Below are 17,286 nucleotides of genomic sequence, written 5' to 3' on the forward strand. Positions count from 1 at the left end.
AGCCGCCGGCGCGTGGCGCGTCCGGCGGCTCGGCGGGTGGGGGCTCGCCCCCGTCGGGTCGGGTGGCTACAGGCCGACGGCCTTGTAGAGCGAGCCGACTTCCTGGCGGTTGAGCACGCGCATCGAGCCGGGCCGCTGGTTGCCCAGGCGCACCTCGCCCACCGCGGTGCGGACCAGGCTGGAGACCGGGTGGCCGACGTGCTCCAGCAGGCGGCGGACGATGTGCTTGCGGCCCTCGTGCAGGACGACCTCGACCAGGGCCTTGCCCGGCACGGCCGAGATCAGCCGGAACGAGTCGACCTTGACCGGGCCGTCGTCCAACTCGACGCCGGCGCGCAGGGTGCGGCCTAGGTCCTTCGGGATGGGGCCGGGCACCTCGGCCAGGTAGGTCTTGGGCACCTCGTAGGACGGGTGCATCAGGCGGTGCGCGAGGTCGCCGTCGTTGGTCAGCAGCAGCAGGCCCTCGGTGTCGGCGTCCAGCCGGCCGACGTGGAAGAGGCGCTCCTTGCGCTGGGAGAGGTAGTCGCCGACGCACGGCCGGTGCTGCTCGTCGTGCATGGTGGACAGCACGCCGCGCGGCTTGTTCAGCACGAGCGTGATCACGTCCTCCTTGACCTGCACGCGGACGCCGTCCACGTGCACGACCGCGGTCTCCGGGTCGATCCGGCGGCCCTGCTCGCGCACGACCTCGCCGTCGACCTGGACGCGGCCCAGCTCGATCAGCTCCTCGGCGACCCGCCGCGAGGCGACACCCGCTTTGGCGAGCACCTTCTGGAGTCGGACCCCTTCGGGTTTGGCCTGGTCAGACATCGTCGATCGCATCCACTTCGGGCAGCAGGGGAGCGATCGGCGGCAGGTCGGCGAGCGACGACAGCCCCAACCGCTCCAGGAACAGTTCGGTCGTGCGGTAGAGGATGCCACCCGTGTCGGAGTCGGTGCCCGTCTCGGCGATCAGGCCGCGCGCGACGAGCGTCCGGATGACGCCGTCGACGTTCACCCCGCGCACCGCCGCGACCCTGGCCCTGGTGACGGGCTGCCGGTAGGCGATGACCGCGAGGGTCTCCAACGCGGCCCGGGTCAGCTTGGCGCGCTGCCCGTCGAGCAGCAGCTTCTCCACGAATGGCGCGAAGCGGTCCCGCGTGTAGAACCGCCAGCCGTCACCGATTCTACGCAGGTCGATGCCGCTGTTCTGCTCGGTGTACCGGGTGGCCAGGCGGTGGAGGGCCCGGGTGACGCGCTTCACGGGCTGCTCGAAGACGCCGGCCAGCTGGTCCTCGGCGATGGGGGTGTCCACGACGAGGAGGACCGATTCGAGGGCGCCTTCGAACTCGGCGTCGTCGGAGAGGTCGGGGAGGCCGCCGGGGTCGACCTCGGGCTCCTGGGGTTCCTGGGGTTCCGGCAGGTCCTGGGGTTGCGGCAGGTCGAGGGCGAGGGTGGGCTCGGGCCGGCGGCCACGGGCTCGGCGGCCGGTGGAGGGGCCGGGCGCGGGCTCGGCTGCCACGGGCTCGGCGGGTGCAGGCCCAGCGGGTGCGGGCTCGGCGGGTGCGGGCTCGACTGGCGCGGACCCGCCGGACTCGGCCGGCGCGGACTCGGCCGGCGCGGACTCAGTGGCCGCGGACCGGCCGGGCTCGGGCTCGGCGGCGGGGTCGGTCCCCGCACCGGTGGGCTCGGGCCGGCCTGGCTCGGTCTGGGTCACCCGTACTCCTCGTCTGCGTCGCGGTCCTCGTCGCGGCCCCGCTCATCATCGCCCGCGGTGCGCCCCCGTCCCGCCTCCTCGCCCTCGGCGTCCCCCACCCAGGTGATGCGCAGCTCACCGAGCGGGTCCGGCTGCTCGAACGCCAGCGCCCTCTCCCGGTACAGCTCCAGCAGCGCCAGGAACCGGGCCACCACCTCCATGGTCTCCGTGCACTCGGCGACCAGCTCGGCGAACGTCGTCGTCCCCAGCTCGGCCAACCGCTCCCGCAGCAGGTCGGCGTGCTCGCGCACGGACACCCGGTGCTGGTGGACGTGCGCGGTGGACACCGTCGGCGGCGGCTTGGGCCGGAACGCGACGGCGGCGATCTCGGCGAACCGCCGGGCGTCCACGCCGAGCATCACCTCGGGCAGCAGCCCCTCGTACCGCTGCTCCAGCGCCACCGAGCGCGGGTAGCGGCGGTACGCGCCCTGCTCCAGCTCCGCGAACAGGGCCGCGACCTGCTTGTACGCCCGGTACTGGAGCAGCCGGGCGAACAGCAGGTCGCGGGCCTCCAGCAGGGCCAGGTCCTCCTCGTCCTCGACGTCGCCGGCGGGCAGCAGGCGGGCGGCCTTGAGGTCGAGCAGGGTCGCGGCGATGACCAGGAACTCGGTGGTCTCGTCCAGGTCCCACTGGTCGCCCATGGCGCGGATGTGGGCGATGAAGTCGTCGGTGACCTGGTGCAGGGCCACCTCGGTCACGTCCAGGGTGTGCTGGGAGATGAGCTGGAGCAGCAGGTCGAACGGGCCCTCGAAGTTGGTCAGCCGGACCTTGAACCGGCCGTCGTCCGGAGGGCTCGGGGCCGCGGGTTCGACAACCGCCGGCTCGACGACCGCAGGCTCGACGACCGCAGGCTCGACGACCGCAGGCTCGACGACCGCGGGTTCCACAGCCACGGGTTCGACGACCGCCGGTTCCGCAGCCGCCGGTTCGGCGGTCGATCCGATCCCCCCGGCCGCGCCCGCCGCGGTCCCGGGTGGTGGTGCCTCACCGCTCACCGCTCGCGCAACCTGCGCACCAGCAGCGAGTCCCCGCCGTGCCCCTCCAGGTCGTCCAGCACGATCGCGATGGCCTCGCGGACCACGCGTCCCCGGTCCACGGCCAGCCCGTGCTCGCCGCGCAGCGCCAGCCGGGCGTGCTCCAGCGCCAGCAGCTCCTCGTCGGACACGTACACGGTGATCTTGGTCGAGTGCTTCTGCCGCCCGGTGCCCCGCCGAGGGGCGGCCGGGGCCTCCCCCGGCGCGGCCGTCGGTTCGGGGGCGGAGCTGGTGAGGCGGAACAGTTCGGACGCGCCCGGCAGTGATGGGCGTCGGGTCACCGGGCGATCACCTCGCGCGCCAGCGCGCGGTACGCCTTCGCACCCGCCGAGCGCGGCGCCCAGCGGGTGATCGGCTCGCCGGCGACGGTGGTCTCCGGGAACCGGACGGTGCGGTTGATCACCGTGTCGAACACGACGTCGCCGAACGCCTCGACCACGCGCGCCATCACCTCGCGGGAGTGCAGCGTGCGCGGGTCGTACATGGTGGCGAGGATGCCGGTGATTTCCAGCTTGGGGTTCAACCGCTCCCTGACCTTCTCGATGGTGTCTATCAACAGGGCGACCCCGCGCAGGCTGAAGAACTCGCACTCCAGCGGGATGAGGACGCCGTCGGCCGCGGCCAGCGCGTTGACCGTGAGCAGGCCGAGCGAGGGCTGGCAGTCGACCAGCACGTAGTCGTACTCCTGGATCACCGGGCGCAGCGTGCGGACCAGCGTGTGCTCCCGGCCGACCTCGGAGACCAGCTGGATCTCCGCGGCGGACAGGTCGATGTTGCTGGGCAGCAGGTCCATGCCCTCGACCGGGGTGTTCATGATCACGTCGTGGATGCCGACGCCGCGCTCCATGATCACGTTGTAGATGGTCTGGTCGAGCTGGTGCGGGTGCACGCCCAGGCCCACCGACAGCGCGCCCTGCGGGTCGAAGTCGACCAGCAGCACCCGCCGGCCGAACTCGGTCAGCGCCGCGCCGAGGTTGATGGTGGACGTGGTCTTGCCGACCCCGCCCTTCTGGTTGCACACCGCCAGGATCTTGGCCGGGCCGTGGTGGGCGGGCACGGGCGGGTCGGGGACGAAGCGCAGCGGCCGACCGGTGGGTCCGATGTCGCCGACGGCCTGCTCGACGGCGTCCTCGTCCAGCGGCGCGGCGTGCGGGGCCAGGCTCAGCTCGACCGAGGCGCGGAGCACACCGGACTGCGGCGGCGGCGGGGGTGGTTCCCACGGCTCGCGCGCGTGCTCCGGTGTCGACATCGCCCTTCCGATCCTAGTCCTCTGCCTGGGCGCAGCCTAGGCACCGGGGAGCGGACCAGCAACGCGCCTCGCCGGAGCGGGACCGAAGAGTTAGCCCGGGGTGGGCCGGGTCACCTCGCCGCGCCTGCCCGGTCGGCGGCCCGCAGGACCACGTCGAGCAGCCCGGGGAACAGCGCGTCGAGGTCGTCGCGGCGCAGCGACACCCACCGCTGGTTGCCGCACGCCCTGGTCCGGGTGATGCCCGCCTCCCGCAGCACGCGCAGGTGCTGGGACAGGGTGGACTTGGCCACGTCGACCAGCAGGGCGCCGCACAGGCGCTCGCCGTCGGCCTCGATCTGCCGCACGACCGCCAGGCGGGTGGGGTCGCTCAGCGCGTGCAGCACCGCCGCCAGCTCGATGGCGGCGGGTTCGGGCTCGTCCAGGTTCTGCACCTCGGTCGGCACCTCCAGCTCGTCTTCCGGCTCGGTCGGGTCCCGGCCCGGTGCGGCGGGGCGGCCGGGACCGCGCGTTCACCCCGATGCGCGAGGATGGGCGGTCGCGTAGACCTCGCGCAAGGTGTTCACGGTTACCAGGGTGTAGACCTGGGTCGTGGTGACGGAGGCGTGCCCCAGCAGTTCCTGCACCACGCGCACGTCCGCGCCGCCCTCCAGCAGGTGGGTGGCGAACGAGTGGCGCAGGGTGTGCGGCGAGACGCCGGAGGCCAGCCCCGCCCGTTCGGCGGCGGTCTTGAGCACCTGCCAGGCGGTCTGCCGGGACAGCCGACCGCCGCGGGCGTTGAGGAACAGGGCGGGGTTGGCGCGCTTGGCCAGCGCCGGTCGGGCGCGCACCAGGTAGGCGTCGAGCGCGTCGAGCGCCGGGCGGCCGACCGGGACCACGCGCTGCTTGCCGCCCTTGCCGTCGAGCAGGACGGTGCGCTCGGCGGTGTCGAGGTCGTCCACGTCCAGGCCGACGACCTCGGAGATGCGCGCCCCGCTGGAGTAGAGCAGTTCGAGCAGGGCGCGGTCGCGCAGGTCGGCGGGGGTCTCGGTGCGGGCGGTGTCGAGCAGCCGGAGCACGTCGCCCACCGGCAGCGCCTTGGGCAGGCGCCTGGGCGGCTGCGGCGGGCGCACGTCGCGGGCCGGGTCGTGGGCGGTGACGCCCTCGCGGTGGGCGAAGCGGTGCAGGCCGCGCACGGCGACCAGGGTGCGGGCGGCGGAGGAGGCGGCCAGGCCCGCCTCGCGCAGGCCGGCCAGGAAGTCCGCGACCAGGGGCTCGGTGACGTGGTCGAGGTCCGTGACGCCCTTGGCCGCCAGGTGCTCGGCGTAGCGGCGCAGGTCGCGGGCGTAGGAGTCGAGGGTGTTGCGGGAGGTGCCGCGCTCCACGGCCAGGTGGTCCAGGTAGGCGGTGGTGGCGTCGCCCGCCGGGGTTCCGGCCAGTGCGCCCGCCGGGGTTCGCGCCGTCACGTGGGGCAGTGTGCCGCCCGGAGCGCGCCCGCGTCGAGCCCCGCGGTCGGCCGGGGGCTCCGGCGACCGGGCCCGCGCCACCGGACCTGCTGGTTCGCCCTCGACCGGCGGGCCGGGCTGTTAGCGTTGACGCGTGTCGGATCCCCACCAGGTGCGCATCGGCGACCAGCAGCGCCAGGACGCGATCAGCGCGCTGAACGAGCACTTCGCGGCCGGTCGCCTCGACATCGGCGAGTACGAGCAGCGCGTCGGCTACGCGTCCGCCGCGCAGACCGCGCGCGACCTGGCGGCGCTGTTCCACGACCTGCCGCACCCCCGGTACCAGCCGGTCACGCCGCCGCCCGCCGAGTACCCGCAGGCCACCGGCTACGCGCCGCCCGCCTACCAGACCGGCGGTTACCAGACCGGCGGCTACCCGACCGGCGGCTACGCGTACGGGCCGGCGACGCAGGGCTATGCCGACCCCCACCAGTACGCCCCCTACGGCGTGGACCCGCTGACCGGGCAGCCGCTGTCGGACAAGTCGCGCATCGCGGCGGGCGTGCTGCAACTGGTGCTGCCGTTCGGCATCGGCCGGTTCTACATCGGTGACACCGGCATCGGCATCGCCCAACTGCTGACCTGCGGCGGGTGCGGCATCTGGTCGTTGATCGACGGCATCGTCCTGCTGGTCAACGGCGGCACCGACAGCCAGGGACGCAAGCTGCGCGACTAGGTCCCGGCGACTACGTTCCGACGGCCAGGTTGCGCACCAGCGCCCACCCAACCGCCACGACCAGCACGGGCACGGCCACCCGCCGCGGCACGGGCGGGTTGGGCCTGCCGCGCCGGGCCGCCCGCGCCCACCGCAGCCACAGCCACGCCAGCAGCGGCAGCCCGGCGACCAGCATCACGGCGTTGAAGTGCCACGCCGCGGCGAGGTCGCCGTGCAGCAGGGCGTGCACCATCCGGGTGGACCCGCACGCCGGGCACTGGATGCCGGTCAGCGCGTAGAGCGGGCACGGCGGCAGCAGCGACCCGGGCCGGTTGGGGTCCACGAACAGCAGCACCCCGCACCCGGCCACCGCCGCCGCGGCCACCGCCAGCGGTCCCCGCACCGCCGTCAACGACCCGCGCACGTCCACGCCCGCCATTATCCAGGGGACCGCGGGCCCCTCCGCGCACGCGCGCCGGGTCCGCGACACCGACCACACCAAGGCACCGACCACACCAACCGGCGGCCCGCGAAGCCCCTCCCGGCGCCCATCCCCCGCCGGCACCAGTCCCGCCGAACGACCGCGCCCCTCCCCCGGTCACCAGGACCGGGGGAGGGGCGCGATCTTCGGATCAGCCCTCCGAGCGCCGGGCGAAGCGGGTCGGCCGGTCGCGGAACGGCGCGTCCGCCGGGCGGCCCTCCGCGCGCCCGGCGACCACGGCCTGCGCCGCCAGCAGCCCGGACACCGCGGGCCCGTTGACCACGTCCCCGGCCAGCGCCATGGCCACCGCCTCGTCCAGCGGGAACGTCCTGGCCTCCAGGTCGGCCTCCTCCTCGCCCTGCTCGTCGCGGTCGACCGCGGACAGGCCACGGGCCAGGAAGACGCGCACCACCTCGTCGGTGAAGCCCGGCGAGACGGCGACGTCCACCAGCGTCACCCACGAGTTCGCGGCCAGCCCGACCTCCTCGGCCAGCTCGCGCCGCGCCGCCTCCAGGGGCGACTCGCCCGCCGCGTCGAGCAGGCCGGCGGGCAGCTCCCACAGCCGCCGCCCGAGGGGGTGGCGGTACTGGTGGATCAGCGTCACGCGACCGTCGTCGTCGAGGGCGACCACGGCCACCGCGCCCAGGTGCTCGACCACCTCGCGCCTGGCCGTGCCGCCGCCGGGCATGGCGACCTCGTCCACGCGCAGCGCGACGACCTTGCCGACGTGCACGTCCCGCGAGGAGACGGTGGTGAACTCGTGCTTCCCGGTCACTGCGCGGCCCCCGCGGTCTCGGGCTCGGGCAGCGGCAGGCGGTCGGCCAGCCGGTAGTCCAGCGCCGCCTTGACGAACGCCGCGAACAGCGGGTGCGGGCGGGTCGGGCGGGACTTCAGCTCGGGGTGCGCCTGCGTGGCCACGAAGAACGGGTGCGCGTCGGCGGGCAGCTCGACGAACTCGACCAGCCGGCCGTCCGGCGAGGTGCCGGAGAACACCAGGCCGGCCGACGCCAGCCGGTCGCGGTAGGCGTTGTTGACCTCGTAGCGGTGCCGGTGCCGCTCGGACACCTCGGTCGCGCCGTAGGCCAGCGCCACCTGCGAGCCGGGGACGAGCTTCGCCGGGTACGCGCCGAGCCGCATCGTGCCGCCCATGTCGCGCTGGCCGGAGACCACGTCCTCCTGGTCGGCCATGGTGCTGATCACCGGCGAACCGGTGTCCTCGAACTCGGCGGAGTTCGCGTCGGCGATGCCCGCCAGGTTGCGCGCCGCCTCGATGACCAGGCACTGCAGGCCCAGGCACAGGCCCAGCAGCGGGATGCCGCGGGTGCGGGCGTGGGTGATCGCGCCGATCTTGCCCTCGATGCCGCGCACGCCGAAGCCGCCCGGGATGAGGATCGCGTCGAGGCCGCTCAGGGCGTGCGCCGCGCCGGACGGGGTCTGGCACTCGTCGGACGGCACCCAGACGATCTCGACCTTGGTGCGGTGGGCGAACCCGCCCGCGCGCAGCGCCTCGGTCACCGACAGGTAGGCGTCGGGCAGGTCGACGTACTTGCCGACCAGGCCGATGCGGACCTTCTCGTTCGGGTTGTGCACGCGGTCGAGCAGGTCGCCCCACACGGTCCAGTCGACGTCGCGGAACGGCAGGTCGAGGCGGCGCACCACGTAGGCGTCCAGGCCCTCGGCGTGCAGGACCTTGGGGATGTCGTAGATCGACGGCGCGTCGACGGCCGCGACCACGGCGTCGGTGTCGACGTCGCACATCAGGCCGATCTTGCGCTTGAGCGCGTCGGGGATCTCCCGGTCGGCCCGGCACACGATGGCGTCGGGCTGGATGCCGATGTTGCGCAGCGCGGCCACCGAGTGCTGGGTGGGCTTGGTCTTCAGCTCGCCGGACGGCGCCAGGTAGGGCACCAGGGAGACGTGCAGGAAGAAGACGTTGTCGCGGCCCACGTCGTGGCGCACCTGCCGGCACGCCTCCAGGAACGGCAGCGACTCGATGTCGCCCACCGTGCCGCCGACCTCGGTGATCACCACGTCCGGCGCGACGCCGTCGGCGCCCGGTTCGGCCATGGCGCGGATGCGGCGCTTGATCTCGTCGGTGATGTGCGGGATCACCTGGACGGTGTCGCCGAGGTACTCGCCGCGCCGCTCCTTGGCGATGACCTCGGAGTAGACCTGGCCGGTGGTGACGTTGGCCTCCCCGGACAGGTCGCGCGCCAGGAACCGCTCGTAGTGGCCGATGTCGAGGTCGGTCTCCGCGCCGTCGTCGGTGACGAACACCTCGCCGTGCTGGAACGGGTTCATCGTGCCCGGGTCGACGTTGAGGTAGGGGTCGAGCTTCTGCATGGTGACCCGGAGACCACGAGCGGTGAGCAGCTGACCGAGGCTGGAGGCGGTGAGGCCCTTGCCGAGGGAGGAGGCGACGCCCCCGGTGACGAAAACGTGCTTGGTCGTGCGTGCCTGCTGCACCAAGGAGGCTCCCCGTGGTCTGGATTTCCGCAGGGCCAACGGCCCTGTCCACGGGCCCTAACGCTAACACGCCGGTAGTCACCCAGCGCGCTGGTGGGTCCGCTACCCATCACTCCAATGGCCTACCACCCCACGACCCTCCGGCGTGTCATGCGCTCAACCCGCGCGAGTCGAACCTCCAGCCCCCGCGTGTCGAACCTCCAGCACCCGCGTGTCGAACCTCCAGCACCCCCGAGTTCTACGTTCACGCGACGCGGTGCGGGCGCGGGAAGCCGGTTCGACCGGCCTGAACGTTCAACTCGGGGGTTCGGAAGGTTCGACACGGGGGTCGTGGAGGTTCGACTCGCGGTGTCTGAGTGGACGACTCGCGGTGCCGGAGTGGAGGACACGCGCGGTGAAGTGCGTGGGTGGGGGCGGCCGACTGCCTCAGCCGACCGACTGCCTCAGCCGACCGCGCCGGGTGCGACGCCCGCCGCGTTCCCCGCCACCCCGTACCGCCCGGCCTGCCCGTCCAACTGCTCCCGCAGCGCCAGCACGGCCACCACCCGCCCGGCGGCCGTGTCGAGGTTGTCGACCGTCGACAGCACCGAGGTGGCCGCCGTGTCGGCCCGGACCACCCCCACGGCACCCGTCCCGTCCGCCGACCCCGTCCCGCCGGCCAGCACCGCCCCGCCCCCGGACCGGTCGAGCTGGGTGGCGAACCGCGCCACCACCGCCGCCCGGTCACCGGCCGAGTCGCCGTCCACCGCCCCACCGGTGAGCACCACCGCCAACTGCGCCGGCCGCACCGCCTGCCCCTGCTTGACGAACCCGGCACCGGCCAGCGCGCCGAGCGCCGCCGCCGCCTCGGCCTCACCCGCCTGCGGCTTCCCGCCCTCGCCGGTCAGCAGCACGGCACCCAGCAGAGCACCCGCCCGCGTCCCGGGGTCCGCCGCGGTGGGCAGCTGGGTCCCGGCGGGCTGCATCCGAGCCACCACGTTGAGCAGCTGGTCGGCCTTGTCGGGGTCGGCGAAAGCCTCGGTCAGCTGCACCTCGCCGGTCACCACCGCACCGGCCGACCGCAGCAGCTCGGCCAGCGCGTCCCGGTCGTCCGGGTCGGCGTCCGCGGTGGTCACCAGCACCACCGTCCGGTCGGTCAGCCGCCCCGCGACCGCCAGCGGCCCGACCGCGCCGGCGAACCGGTCCGCCCCGGCCAGCCGCGCGTCCAGCGCGTTGCGCTCCTCCTGCGACGCCGCCAGCTCGCGCCCCAGCGCGCTGTTGTCGTCGGTCAGCCCCGACAGCAGCCGGCCGCTGATGGCGGTGGACCCGAGCACCACGCCCACGGCCAGCGCCAGGAACACCGCGGCGACCGACACCACGTGGTAGCGCAGCGAGATCACCGGAACAACCCCCTCACCCACGCGACGGCGGCACCGACCGCGTCGACCGCCTGGTCCACGTACACCTGCCCGACCCCGGACACCACCAGCGCGGCCACCATCGCCACCACCGCGGCCAGCACCAGCAGCGCGATCCCGCCGGTCGACACGCGACCCCGGTGCAGCACGGCCACGGCCCGCCCGTCGACGAGCTTGTCGCCGAGCTTGAGCCGGGTCAGGAACGTCGACGGGTTGGACCCCGAGCGGCCCCGGTCCAGGAACTCCCGCAGGCCCGCCCGCACCCCCACGGTCACCACCAGGCTCGCGCCGTGCGCCTCGGCCAGCAGCAGGGCCAGGTCCTCGGCGTTGCCGGACGCGGGGAACGTCACCGCGCCGATGCCCAGGTCCTGGATGCGCTCCAGGCCGGGCGCGTGGCCGTCGGTCTGCGCGGGCACCACCACCTCGGACCCGGCGCGCAGCGCGGCGGTGCCGATGCCGTCGGGGTCGCCGACGATGATGTCCGGCCGGTACCCGGCGGCGTGGAGGGTGTCGGCGCCCGCGTCCACGCCGACCAGCACCGGCCGGTGCTCCTTGACGTACTTGCGCAGCCTGCGCAGCTCCTCGGCGTGCCGGGGCCCGCCGGCCACGACCAGCACCTGCCGGTCGCGCATCGGCACGTACAGGTCGGGCACGCCCACGTCGTCGAGCAGCAGGTCCCGCTCGCGGCGCAGGAACTCGATGGTGTTGGCGGAGAACGCCTCCAGCTGCGCGGCCATGCCCGCCCTGGCCTCGACCACCGCGTCGGCCACGGACTCGGCGGTCTGCTCGACGCCCCGCGCGACCTCCCGGCCCCCGACGAACACCCCGCCCTCGTGCAGGCGCAGCCGGGCACCCTCCTCGACCTCGCGCAGCACGCCGGTGCCGACGTCGTCGACCAGCCGGACACCGGCCTCGACCAGCACCTCCGGCCCGAGGTTGGGGAACCGGCCGGAGATCGACGGCGCGGCGTTGACCACGCCGACCACCCCGGCGGCCACCAGCGCCTCGGCGGTGCGCCGGTCGACGTCGACCAGGTCGAGCACGGCTATGTCGCCGGGGCCGAGCCGCCGCAGCAGGTCGTCCGCGCGCCGGTCGACCCGGGCGACGCCGGTGACACCAGGCAGTTCGGAGTTCGTGCGGCGGAGCAACCCGGGGAGCCTCATGACCCGATGGTGGCCCACCCCGGACGTGCCCCCGGGCCAACACGCCGGGCCCGGCGCACCTCCACAGTGGACGGCTACCCGGTGGGGTGATCCCGCTCGTCCCGGGGCGGGTCTTGGGGTATTCCCAGCTCCGACACCGGCACCGCGATGCCGAGCGGCGGCGTGTCGTCGTCACCGACCCGGTGGACCGAGGGCCCGGTGGGGCGCCCCACCCGCGCCGGCCACTCCGCGCCGACGACCGCGCCGGCCAGGACCAGCAGGACCGCGGCGCCGAGCACGTGGGTGCCCGACCCGACGAACCGCCCCTCCTCGCCCGGGTAACCGCCCCGGAACAGCGCCGACCACGTCTCCACCACCGCCCACGCCACGCCGGCGACCAGCCCCGCGCCCACCACCGCCGCGCCCCGACCGACGGCCGCCGACCTGGGCGCACGCAGCTGCAGCACCGCGCCGACCGCGACCAGCAGGGCCGCGAGGGCCAGCGCGTGGCCGTAGGTGGGCAGGTTCTCGCCGATCGGGCCCCGCCCCTCCGGCTCGCGGACGAGCCCCCACCCGGTGATGCCCAGCCGGACGCGGTCGGGCGCCTCACCCGGCCGGCCCGGGAGCTGCTGCTCCATCCCGTACAGGGTGGACAGCGAACCGAGGGCGATCAGCAGCGCGCCCGCGGCCAGGGCGGTCGTGGCGATCGCGCGGCGCGTCATGGGGCCTCCGGGCGTGGGCGGTCCCCGGGCGGCGCCGGGAAGCCGAGCGGTGGGGTCTCAGTGTCCTCGTCGCCGGAACCGCCGCCAAGGCCGTCGTCGGGGCCGTCGCCGAAACCGCCGTCGACGCGGTGCACCACCGCCCCGGTCGGCCTCGGCGCCCGCGGCGGCCGCTCCTGCACCAGCACCGCGCCCGCCACCGCGACCACGCACGCCGCGCCCAGCACGTAGGAGCCCGACCTCGGCTCGGTGACGATGGTGACCGAGCCGATGCCGTCCGGGTCGGCCCCGCCGAGGTAGGCGTAAATGATCTGGCCGACCACCCAGACCGCGCCGACCAGCAGCGCCGCACCGCCGAGGGCGACGAGCCGCCCCCACCACGCGCGCCCGGCGAACACCGCGCCGACCAGCAGCAGCAGGACCGCGACGGCCATCGGCACGCCGTAGTGCGCGTCGCGGCCGAGCAGCGCGTCCGGCTCGCCGGGCCGCCAGGAGTTCTGGGTCAGCTCCAGCTGCGACGTGCCACCGAAGTCGAACCGCTGGTGGTACAGCGGGAGGAACGTGCCGACCGCCGCCGACACCGCGCCCACCACGAGCGCCACCACACCGACCGCCCTGCCCACGCCCACGGCACTCCCCCTCGACCCCGGCCCCCGGCCGGCCACCGCTACTCCGCCGACCTCGACCCCTCCGGCGCACCGGGCCCCGGGTAGTCGCTCTCCGGCAGCCGGGCCACCTCGACCACCGGGATGCCGAGCGGCGGCGTGTCCTCGTCGTCCCCGCCCACCGGGTGCACGTCGTCACCACCCACCGCGTACACCACGGCACCGCCCACCGGCGCCGGCCGCCGGGCGTGGACCAGCACCACCCCGGCCACCGCGACCAGCACCGCCGCGCTGAGCAGCCACACCCCGCCGCCCGAGGTCTCGCGCAGGTACTCCCCCACCGCGCCCTCCGGCGCGCGCACCGCCGCCGACACCGCCGTCCACACCGCCCACACCGCGCCGAACAGCACGCCGGTGGCGCCCAGCGCGGTGTACCGGGCGACCAGGCTGTGCTCCTCGGGCAGCAGCACCAGGGCCGCGGCCACCACCAGCAGCGCCGCCGACACCACGATCGGCACCCCGTACTGCGCCGTGTGGTCGAACGCCAGCGCGCTCAGCGGACTGGGACCCGGCTCGACGCGGCTCTCCCACGCCGTGGTGACGATCCGCAGACCCCCGCCGTTCCCGCCGGGGTCGAACGCTCCGGTCAGCACGATCAGCGGCAGGAAGGTGCCGACCACGGCCGCGGCGGCGGCGAGCACCAGCAGCACCGCCCCCAGCAGCCGTCGGCTCACCTCTTCTTCGCCTTGCGCCGCACCACGGGCACGCTCTCCTTGTCCGCCTTCGCCGCCGCCAGCAGCTCCTCGGCGTGCGCGCGACCGGTGTCGGTGGAGTCCATGCCGGCCAGCATCCGGGCCAGCTCGACCACCCGCTGCGACTCGTCCAGCCGCCGCACGCCGCTGCGGGTCAGCACGCCGTCCGCGGTCTTGTCGACCACCAGGTGCCGGTCGGCGAACGCCGCCACCTGCGGCAGGTGCGTGACCACGATGACCTGGTGGCTGCGCGCCAACCGGGCCAGCCGCCTGCCGACCTCGACCGCCGCCCGCCCGCCGACACCCGCGTCGACCTCGTCGAACACCAGCGTGGGCACCGGGTCGGAGTGCGACAGCACCACCTCCAGCGCCAGCATCACCCGCGACAGCTCACCGCCGGACGCGCCCTTGTGCACGGGCAGCGCGGGCGCGCCGGGGTGCGCGATGAGCCGCAGCTCCACGTCGTCCACGCCGCTGGCGCCCGCGTGCAGCCGCTGCCCGCCGACCTCCAGCGCCTGCGCGTCGCCCGCCTCGGCCACCCGCGGCCGCACCACGACCTCGACGTTGGCGTGCGGCATGGCCAGGCCGGTCAGCTCCTCCGACACGGCCTTGCCCAGCTCCTCGGCGGCCTCCACGCGCGCCGCGGTCACCCGCTGCGCGTAGCCCGCCAGCTCGGCGGCCAGCTCGTCGCGCCGCGCGGCCAGCGCCGCCAGCGCCTCGTCGGAGGTGTCCAGGCCGGCCAGCCGCGCCGAGGCGTCCTGCGCCCACGCGATCACGCCGTCCACGTCCGCCGCGTACTTGCGGGTCAGCGACTTCAGCTCGGCCTGGCGGGCGAGCACCTGCTCCAGCCGCGTCGGATCGGCCTCCAGGTGCTCCAGGTAGGACACGATCTCCGCGCCCACGTCGGCCAGCAGCGTCTCCGCCTCGACCAGCCGGGGCTCCAGGTCGCGCAGCCGCGGGTCCTCCGACGCCGCCAGCCGCCGCCGCGCCTCGCCGATCAGGCCCAGCGCGCCGGGGTTGTCCGGGTCGCCGTCCGGGGAGCCCGACACCGCGTACTGGGCGCCCGATGCGGACTCGCGCAGCTGGTCGGCGTCGGCGAGCCGGCGCGCCTCGGCGACCAGCTCCTCGTCCTCGCCGGGCTTCGGGTCGACCGCGGTGATCTCGGCCAGGCCGTGCCGCAGCAGGTCGGCCTCGCGGGCCAGCTCGTGGGAGCGCCGGGTGCGCTCGGTCAGCTCGGTGGCCACGCGCAGCCACTCCTCGCGGACCTTCTGGTAGGCGCGCAGCGGCCCGGCGACCTCGTCACCGGCGAACCGGTCGAGCACCGCCCGCTGCTCGGTGGGCCGCAGCAGCCGCAGCTGGTCGTTCTGGCCGTGCACGGCCAGCAGCTGCTCGGCCAGCTCGCCCAGCACGCCGACCGGCACGGACCGCCCGCCCAGGTGGGCGCGGGACCGGCCGTCGGCGCCGACCGTGCGCACGGCGATCACGCTGCCGTCGTCGTCCGGCTCGCCGCCGACCTCCTCGGCGACCTTGGCCGCCGGGCTGCCCGCGGGGGCCTGGAACCGGCCCTCCACCACGGCCCTCTCCGCGCCGTTGCGCACGCGCGAGGCTTCGGCCCGGCCGCCACCGAGCAGGTGGAGGCCCGTGACGACCATCGTCTTGCCCGCGCCGGTCTCGCCCGTCACCACGGTGAAACCGGGGTCGAGCTCAAGGGTGGCCTCGTCGATCACACCGAGGCCCTGGATGCGCATCTCGGCCAGCACGACACAGAACACTACTGGGCGACACCGACGAACCGTGTGCTCGGGGGCCGGGTTGTCCCCTGTTGATCTACCTGGCAGACGGCCCGCGCCACCCCTGCACCGGCAACTCGAACTTCTCCACCAGCCGATCCGTGAACGGACCCTGCCGCAGCCTGACCAACCGCAGCGGGGTGCTGCCCTCCACCACCTCGACCCGCGCGCCCGGCGGCAGGTCGATGGTCCGGCGGCCGTCCGCGGTCAGCACCGCCGGGTAGCTCTCCGGGTCCACCTCCAGCGCCACCACCGACGCGGGCGAGACCACCAGGGGCCGCGCGAACAGGGCGTGCGCGTTGCTCGGCACCACCAGCAGCGCCTGCACGTCCGGCCACACCACCGGCCCGCCCGCGGAGAACGCGTAGGCCGTGGACCCGGTGGGCGTGGCCACCAGCACGCCGTCGCAGCCGAACGCCGACACCGGCCGCCCGTCCACCTCGACCACCACGTCCAGGATGCGCTCGCGGGTGCTCTTCTCCACGCCGGCCTCGTTGAGCGCCCACGTGCTGCCCAGCACCTCGGTGCCGGCGAACGCGGTGACGTCGAGCGTCATCCGCTCCTCGACCTCGTAGTCGCGGTCGAGCACGTGCCGGATCGCCTCGTACAGCGCGTCGGAGTCCGCCTCGGCCAGGAAACCGACCCGACCCAGGTTCACCCCCAGCACCGGCACCCCCGCCGCGCGGGCCAGCTCCGCCGCGCGCAGCAGCGTGCCGTCACCGCCCAGCACGAACACCAGCTCGGCGCCCTCGGCGGCCTTGTCGTCGGCCGGCACGACCTGCGTGAAGCACGACGGGTCCAGGTCGGGCGCCTCGTCCTCCAGCACCCGCAGGTGCACCCCACCCGCCGCGAACCGCGCCGCGACCTCCTGGGCGACCAGCACGTTGCTGCGCCGCCCGGTGTGGACGACCAGCAGGATCTCCCTCGTCACCGGGTTGCAGCTCACCGGGGTCCCCTCACCCTGGGGTCCTCTCACTGGGGTCCTCCCGCCACGGCCGCGCGCACGAGCCCGTCGGCCTCCTCGACCGGCAGCGGCTCGCCCCGGCGCAGCCAGGCGAAGAACTCGACGTTGCCCGACGGCCCGGGCAGCGGGCTGGCGGTCACCCCGTGCAGCCGCAGGCCCAGCGCGGCCGCGGACGCCACCACGTCCAGCACCGCCTCGGCGCGCAGCCCCGGGTCCCGCACCACACCGCCCGAGCCCAGGCGTTCCCTGCCCACCTCGAACTGCGGCTTCACCATCGGCACCAGGTCTCCCCCCTCGTCGAGGCAGGCGACCAACGCCGGCAGCACGAGCCTCAACGAGATGAACGACAGGTCGGCCACGACCAGTTCCACCGGGCCGCCGATGTCTTCGGGGGTCAGCGACCGGACGTTGGTCCGGTCCCGCACCACGACCCGGTCGTCGGTGCGCAACCGCCAGTCCAGCAGCCCCCGCCCCACGTCCGCGGCCACCACCTGCCGGGCACCCGCGCGCAGCAGCACGTCGGTGAACCCGCCGGTGGACGCGCCCGCGTCCAGGCACCGCCTGCCCTCGACCAGCACCCCCGGGAACGCCTCCAGCGCGCCGACGAGCTTGTGCGCGCCCCGCGAGGCGTAGTTGGGGTCGTCGTCGACCCGGACCACCACCGCGGTGTCCAGCTCGACCGCGGTCGCCGGCTTGGTGGCCACGGTGCCCCGGACGGTCACCCGGCCCTCGGCGACGAGCTGACTCGCGTGCTCCCGCGACCTGGCCAGCCCGCGGCGGACCAGTTCGGCGTCGAGCCGAGCCCTGCGCGGCACC

Annotated in this window: 19 protein-coding genes; 1 reads left to right on the top strand and 18 read right to left on the bottom strand. The window is 75.0% G+C overall.

The features are described 5' to 3' along the window. Positions 1-66: 66 nt before the first annotated feature. The 7 genes from EKG83_RS37310 to xerD all read right to left on the bottom strand — a co-directional run bounded on the left by EKG83_RS37310 (position 67) and on the right by xerD (position 5,460). Positions 67-810, bottom strand: coding sequence for a pseudouridine synthase (locus EKG83_RS37310; protein WP_033428022.1), 744 nt, complete (start codon positions 808-810; stop codon positions 67-69). Beyond that, positions 803-1,696: an SMC-Scp complex subunit ScpB gene (gene scpB, locus EKG83_RS37315; protein ID WP_228122356.1), complete on the bottom strand. Its 894-nt coding sequence runs from the start codon at positions 1,694-1,696 to the stop codon at positions 803-805. The genes EKG83_RS37310 and scpB overlap by 8 nt, the downstream gene beginning before the upstream one ends. Next, the gene (locus tag EKG83_RS37320) at positions 1,693-2,496 is read right to left on the bottom strand and encodes a segregation and condensation protein A (RefSeq protein WP_228122976.1); all 804 of its coding nucleotides are present in this window, start codon (positions 2,494-2,496) and stop codon (positions 1,693-1,695) included. Before EKG83_RS37320 ends, scpB begins: the two co-directional genes overlap by 4 nt. A gap of 230 nt (positions 2,497-2,726) precedes the next feature. Then, complete coding sequence (locus EKG83_RS37325) at positions 2,727-3,050, bottom strand: hypothetical protein (RefSeq protein ID WP_033428023.1); 324 nt, start codon at positions 3,048-3,050, stop codon at positions 2,727-2,729. Next, positions 3,047-4,018 (bottom strand): ParA family protein, encoded by a 972-nt coding sequence (locus EKG83_RS37330; protein ID WP_211268989.1) that lies wholly within the window; start codon positions 4,016-4,018, stop codon positions 3,047-3,049. Before EKG83_RS37330 ends, EKG83_RS37325 begins: the two co-directional genes overlap by 4 nt. Before the next feature lie 110 nt (positions 4,019-4,128). After that, the gene (locus tag EKG83_RS37335; protein WP_228122357.1) at positions 4,129-4,461 is read right to left on the bottom strand and encodes an ArsR/SmtB family transcription factor; all 333 of its coding nucleotides are present in this window, start codon (positions 4,459-4,461) and stop codon (positions 4,129-4,131) included. Positions 4,462-4,527: 66 nt separating this feature from the next. Then, positions 4,528-5,460 (bottom strand): site-specific tyrosine recombinase XerD, encoded by a 933-nt coding sequence (gene xerD, locus EKG83_RS37340; protein WP_407690740.1) that lies wholly within the window; start codon positions 5,458-5,460, stop codon positions 4,528-4,530. Positions 5,461-5,593: 133 nt separating this feature from the next. Between xerD and EKG83_RS37345 the strand changes: the two genes are divergently transcribed. Continuing rightward, positions 5,594-6,175: a DUF1707 domain-containing protein gene (locus EKG83_RS37345; protein ID WP_033428024.1), complete on the top strand. Its 582-nt coding sequence runs from the start codon at positions 5,594-5,596 to the stop codon at positions 6,173-6,175. Between the two features lie 10 nt (positions 6,176-6,185). Here the strand turns inward: EKG83_RS37345 and EKG83_RS37350 are convergent, their stop codons facing one another. The 11 genes from EKG83_RS37350 to EKG83_RS37400 all read right to left on the bottom strand — a co-directional run bounded on the left by EKG83_RS37350 (position 6,186) and on the right by EKG83_RS37400 (position 17,285). Then, positions 6,186-6,593 carry a DUF2752 domain-containing protein gene (locus tag EKG83_RS37350; RefSeq protein WP_051764526.1) on the bottom strand — a complete coding sequence of 136 codons (408 nt, stop codon included), beginning with the start codon at positions 6,591-6,593 and terminating at the stop codon, positions 6,186-6,188. Positions 6,594-6,786: 193 nt separating this feature from the next. Continuing rightward, positions 6,787-7,410, bottom strand: coding sequence for an NUDIX domain-containing protein (locus tag EKG83_RS37355; RefSeq protein ID WP_033428025.1), 624 nt, complete (start codon positions 7,408-7,410; stop codon positions 6,787-6,789). Beyond that, positions 7,407-9,101 carry a CTP synthase gene (locus EKG83_RS37360; protein WP_051764547.1) on the bottom strand — a complete coding sequence of 565 codons (1,695 nt, stop codon included), beginning with the start codon at positions 9,099-9,101 and terminating at the stop codon, positions 7,407-7,409. Before EKG83_RS37360 ends, EKG83_RS37355 begins: the two co-directional genes overlap by 4 nt. 443 nt (positions 9,102-9,544) lie before the next feature. Further along, a complete protein-coding gene (locus EKG83_RS37365; RefSeq protein ID WP_033428027.1) occupies positions 9,545-10,480 on the bottom strand; it encodes a copper transporter in 936 nt (311 codons plus the stop codon). Beyond that, positions 10,477-11,661, bottom strand: coding sequence for a putative cytokinetic ring protein SteA (steA, locus tag EKG83_RS37370; protein WP_033428028.1), 1,185 nt, complete (start codon positions 11,659-11,661; stop codon positions 10,477-10,479). The genes EKG83_RS37365 and steA overlap by 4 nt, the downstream gene beginning before the upstream one ends. Before the next feature lie 74 nt (positions 11,662-11,735). Next, entirely contained in the window at positions 11,736-12,362 is a 627-nt protein-coding gene (locus EKG83_RS37375) for a hypothetical protein (protein WP_033428029.1), read from the bottom strand. After that, positions 12,359-12,982, bottom strand: a complete 624-nt coding sequence (locus EKG83_RS37380) for a hypothetical protein (protein ID WP_153278695.1) — start codon at positions 12,980-12,982, stop codon at positions 12,359-12,361. Before EKG83_RS37380 ends, EKG83_RS37375 begins: the two co-directional genes overlap by 4 nt. Before the next feature lie 44 nt (positions 12,983-13,026). Further along, positions 13,027-13,698 (bottom strand): hypothetical protein, encoded by a 672-nt coding sequence (locus EKG83_RS37385; protein WP_033428031.1) that lies wholly within the window; start codon positions 13,696-13,698, stop codon positions 13,027-13,029. Further along, complete coding sequence (gene recN, locus EKG83_RS37390) at positions 13,695-15,476, bottom strand: DNA repair protein RecN (RefSeq protein ID WP_033428032.1); 1,782 nt, start codon at positions 15,474-15,476, stop codon at positions 13,695-13,697. The genes EKG83_RS37385 and recN overlap by 4 nt, the downstream gene beginning before the upstream one ends. A 67-nt stretch (positions 15,477-15,543) precedes the next feature. Next, positions 15,544-16,437 (bottom strand): NAD kinase, encoded by an 894-nt coding sequence (locus EKG83_RS37395; RefSeq protein ID WP_033428110.1) that lies wholly within the window; start codon positions 16,435-16,437, stop codon positions 15,544-15,546. Positions 16,438-16,478: 41 nt separating this feature from the next. Then, positions 16,479-17,285, bottom strand: a complete 807-nt coding sequence (locus EKG83_RS37400) for a TlyA family RNA methyltransferase (protein ID WP_033428033.1) — start codon at positions 17,283-17,285, stop codon at positions 16,479-16,481. Between the last annotated feature and the right edge of the window lies 1 nt (position 17,286).

It is taken from the genome of Saccharothrix syringae (assembly GCF_009498035.1).
GTDB classification, from domain to species: domain Bacteria; phylum Actinomycetota; class Actinomycetes; order Mycobacteriales; family Pseudonocardiaceae; genus Actinosynnema; species Actinosynnema syringae.

Bases quoted from the DNA above. Each gene is read 5' to 3' on its own strand.
- EKG83_RS37330 (WP_211268989.1), bottom strand. From the start codon at position 4,018: ATGTCGACACCGGAGCACGCGCGCGAGCCGTGGGAACCACCCCCGCCG.
- EKG83_RS37350 (WP_051764526.1), bottom strand. From the start codon at position 6,593: ATGGCGGGCGTGGACGTGCGCGGGTCGTTGACGGCGGTGCGGGGACCG.
- EKG83_RS37310 (WP_033428022.1), bottom strand. From the start codon at position 810: ATGTCTGACCAGGCCAAACCCGAAGGGGTCCGACTCCAGAAGGTGCTC.
- steA (WP_033428028.1), bottom strand. From the start codon at position 11,661: ATGAGGCTCCCCGGGTTGCTCCGCCGCACGAACTCCGAACTGCCTGGT.
- EKG83_RS37375 (WP_033428029.1), bottom strand. From the start codon at position 12,362: ATGACGCGCCGCGCGATCGCCACGACCGCCCTGGCCGCGGGCGCGCTG.